Origin of the sequence: Paractinoplanes globisporus DSM 43857, from assembly GCF_000379645.1 — a bacterium.
Lineage (GTDB): Bacteria > Actinomycetota > Actinomycetes > Mycobacteriales > Micromonosporaceae > Actinoplanes > Actinoplanes globisporus.
Genome location: NZ_KB903347.1, coordinates 1 through 4,480 on the forward strand (window position 1 = coordinate 1; position 4,480 = coordinate 4,480).

The 4,480-nt window shown below is 70.5% G+C and carries 1 protein-coding gene; it reads right to left on the reverse strand.

From position 1 onward, the window contains the following. Positions 1-692: 692 nt before the first annotated feature. On the reverse strand, positions 693-3,722 hold the full coding sequence (locus tag A3CQ_RS0144400) for an ExeM/NucH family extracellular endonuclease (RefSeq protein ID WP_020517428.1): 3,030 nt from the start codon (positions 3,720-3,722) through the stop codon (positions 693-695). Positions 3,723-4,480: the final 758 nt, after the last annotated feature.

A 4,480-nucleotide genomic window follows, 5' to 3' on the forward strand; every position in this document is an offset into this window, starting at 1 on the left:
GGTCGCTCGAACAGCGTGCGGATGGCCTCGGCCGACGCTCCGGTCACATGGAATCGGGTAGCCAGCCGGTCGGCCAGCGCGGTCGGGCCCTGCTGGGCGGCCGCGGCGGCCACGACGATCAGGAGCGGGATGAGNGTGGTGAACGCCTGACCGCCCAGCACCAGCGCCCGATCCCGCCCGCTGATGGCGGCGAAGCGCCGCAGGCAACGAACCGGGAGTAACGGTTCGGCCCGTGCGACAAGTTCCGCTCCGCGTTCCGTCCCGGTCCGGATCAGTCGCCGGTGAAGCCCTGGCGGCCGTGCCGGCGCTGCCGGCCGGCTCGGCGCGGGATCCGGAGGCTGCGCGTCCGGCCGATCGGCGGTCATGGCCGCGCCCGCGACCGGCTCTCGACACCGGCCCCCGCGTGGGCCGGCCGGCCTGGTGTCGGCGGGCATCCATCGACCGTCACATCGACATCTCCTCACACGCCGCACGGTGAGCGCGAACGCCCCTACCCGCAAGCCATCGTCCTCCCGACACAGTGGCCGGGCCTCGTCCCGCGTGGGTGAGTTCGCCGGCGCTCCAGCGCGAACGGAAGCCGAGACACAATTGTCCGGTAGCTCGGGGGCCGGGACAGCCCGGCGGCGGAGCGCGGAGGGTGAGCGGAAGGGCCGCCCCGGCCGGAACCGGGGCGGCCCTCAGAAAGGCAACGCTCAGCTGGTGGGCTTCCAGGGGCCCCACGGGTCGCCGGGCTTCTGGTTGCGGGTCCACCACTGGGCTACGTACTTCTTGCCCTGGTAGGAGACCACGTCGCCGGAAACGAAGATGCGGGACGCGGTCCAGAGGGCCGTGCCGTCCTGGGTGGTCAGGATCTGCTCCCAGGGGCCGTACGGGTCGCCGGGCTTCTGGTTCAGGGTCCACCAGAGAGCCCGCCAGGTGGAGCCGTTGTAGTAGACCAGGTCGCCGGTGTTGTAGATCTTCTTGCTGTTCCAGTCGGGGGCCGACGGGAGGGTGAGGCCGACTACCACCGGGTCGTGGTCGGAGGCGGCAAACGGGTCGGCGCCGTTGAAGAGCAGCGTCGCGTTGTAGTTGTAGCGGCTGTACGCGTAGGCGATCGCTTCCTGCGCGTTGATCTGCCAGACGTCGGCGCCGGTGACCATCGTGCGGGCGCCGGGGCTGGCCAGCACGTGGTCGAGCGAGCCCTCGAGGCTGTTGAACGAGTACGTCTGCTCGGCCGGGTCGTACTGCGAGCCGAGGTCGGTGTAGCCGTCGGCGTAGAGGACCTGCATCGGGTCCTCCTGGGTGTACGAGTTGAAGTCACCGACCAGGAAGACGCGGTTGGTCTTCAGGTCCGCGGCCACCGAGTCGGCGAACGCGATGGTGTCCTGCGCCTCGTGCACCCGGGTGGCGTTGAACGCGCCCTGGTCGACTGCCGGGGACGACGTGTCCTCCTCGTCGCCGGGGTAGAGCGGGGTGCCGGAGCCCTTCGACTTCCAGTGGTTGGCGACGACCACGAACGCGTCGGCGTCGGTGGCGCCCACCCGCTTGAAGCCCTGCGCGAGCGGCTCGCGGGCGATCGAGAACGACTGGCCGGGGCCGGACGCCGTGGTCAGCACCCGGGACGAGCCGACCAGCGCCACGTCGGCCGGCTTGTAGATGAACGCGGTGCGGATCACGTCCTGGTCGGCGAGCGGCGGCAGCTTGTCCGCGGACGGCGACGGCACGTACGCCCAGATGGTGGAACCGGCCGCGGCGTTGAGCGCGTCGACCAGACCGGCCAGCGCGGTGTCGCGGGGCTGGCCGAACCAGGCCGAGTTCTCGACCTCCTCGAGCGAGACGACGCTGGCGTTCAGCCGGTTGATGCCGGTGACGATCTTCGCCTGCTGGCGGGCGAAGCTCACGTCGTTGGCGGCGCCGCGCGGCCCGCTGCCGGTGCAGGTGTTGACCGCGATGCGGTTGCCGGCCCGGTCGGTGTAGTAGGTGCAGGTGCCCAGGCCCGCCGCCTCGTACTTCTCCCCGGTCTCCGGGAAGTAGTTCTCCACGTTGAACGTGGCCAGGCTGGCGCCGCCGAACGAGCGCGGGTGCTGGTTGCCGGTGCGGGTGTCGCTGAACGTCGCGACCGCCGCGCCGTCGTCGGTGACCTGGTGCTGCGGCTGGAAGTTCCACAGCGAGAACCGGTACTCGAGGACGACCGGCTGGTGGAAGGTCACCTTGGAGCCGACGCTGGCCGTGTTGTCCGGGGTCAGCCAGGGCAGCGGCTTGCCGGTGTTCGCGGCGCTCGAGTAGTTCAGGCTCGCGCCGTCGTCGAGGGTGACCATGCGGGCCGCGTTGTCGGCGGCGACGGCTTGGGCCTCGGGGCTGCCCGCCTTGCCGGCGTCGGTCGGCTGGCGCAGCGGCGTGTCGCCGGCGGCCAGGGTGAACGAGCCGAAGAAGTTGGTGTCGAAGTTGTCCGTGACGGTGAAGGTGCCCTGCGGCGCGACGAGCTCGCCCTCGTGGGCCTCCTTCTCGGCGTCGGTGTCGAGGCCGGACCACGGGATCGTGCGCGGCTCGACGGCCGGCAGCGGGGTGTCCAGCTTGGTCACCGTGGGGCCGGTGATCTCGGTTTCGCCCTGGAACTCGGCGACCTTGCCGGTGACCCGGATGCTGTCGCCGACCGCGACCTGGGCGGCCGAGATCGAGCCGAAGACGAAGACGCCGTCCGACGCGCCGGGGGTGGTGTCGGGGCCGGGGGTCTCGACGAAGAACCCGTTGAAGCCGCCGGTCGGGTAGGCCGCGGTGACGACGCCCTCGGTGATGACGGTCTGGTCGACGTACGGGGAAGTGTCGGTCGTCCCCTGAATCGCGGCGATCGGGAGGACGACGGCCGGCGCGGTGACGACGAAGCTGAAGGTCGCACTGCCGGCGACGCCCCCGGTCTCGGTGGCGGTCACGGTGACGCTGGACGTGCCCGCGGTCGTCGGCGTGCCCGAAATTACCCCCGTATCGGAAATATCCAGCCCGGCCGGGAGGCCCGTCGCGGTCCAGGTGTACGGCCCGACGCCGCCACTGGCCGACAGGGTGATCGGCGCGATCGCGGTGCCGGCGGTCGCGTTCTGCGTCCCGGGGTTGACCACCGAAACGCCGGTCGGTGCCTCTTTAGCGGTCGGAGTCGGCGTGGCGACCTGGAAATCGGCCGCGTTGTTGTCGGTGTCCGTGCCGTCGGCCGCCCGCTGATAGCTCAGAACGACCGAATTGCCACTCGGGGCGGTGCCTTCCGGCGAATTGCTCGTGCCCCAGCCAATCTTGTCGATCACGGACGAATCGGTCGGCAGCACGCCGGTCGAGCTCGCCGCGACAAAGAGCGTGCCGCCCGCCGCGCCCGGGTTGACACTGTTTCCGGTGCTGAGGTCGGCCGGCGGCAGCGCGGCGCCATTCGCACCGTTGCTCGGCAGCTGAATCAGGAAGTGGCTGTGCGCCGGAACCGTCCCCGACAACGCGAACACCTGCGCCCCGCTCGGCACGACGGTGCTGGTGGGAGCCCGGTACTGCAGCGTGTCGCCGGAGAGCGGAATGTCGCTTCCGGTCGGGTTGTACAGCTCGACGAATTTGTTCAGGTAACTGGCGCCGGCCGAGCCGCCATTGACGTACGCCTCGCTGATGACCAGACCGGTTCCGGCCGGGTTCGCGAGCGCGGGCGTGCCGGTCAGTGAACTGGCGACACCCACGGTGGACAGCGACAACGCCGCGATGGCGACGCGCCTCAATAATGCACGGGACACGAGCCCGACCTCCAAGCTCTCAGGTTTCAACAAACGGACGCTAGGCGTCCCTCTCCGACCCCGGGCGGACATGATCTGAACGGCATGCGACGGCCAGGAGCAGCTTTGTCGATGACCCAAATCAATTGCCCGATTGTGTACGGCGGAGAGTGGCGGCCCCTTGATCGACGACGATAACGGTCTCACCGGTCAGCGCGGGCCCTGCGGTCGGGTGGTCATCCTCACCGCTCGGTCCACAATGAGCCGTGCTGCGTTCGCCGGGCCGGCGAACTCACCCACGCGGGACGAGGCCCCGGCCGCCGGATCGGGAGGAGGATGGCTCGCGGGCAGACGTCCGCCCATCCGTGTTCATGGTGCGGCGCGTTAGGAGATGTCGATGTGACGGTCGATGGAAGCCCGCCGACGGCCGCGCAGCCCCCGGATCCTCCGCCGGGCCGACCGGCACGGCCGCCGGGGCTTCACAAGCGACTGATCCGGACCGGGACGGAACGCGGAGCGGAACTTGTCGCACGGGCCGAACCGTTACTCCCGGTTCGTTGCCTGCGGCGCTTCGCCGCCATCAGCGGGCGGGATCGGGCGCTGGTGCTGGGCGGTCAGGCGTTCACCACNCTCATCCCGCTCCTGATCGTCGTGGCCGCCGCGGCCGCCCAGCAGGGCCCGACCGCGCTGGCCGACCGGCTGGCTACCCGATTCCATGTGACCGGAGCGTCGGCCGAGGCCATCCGCACGCTGTTCGAGCGACC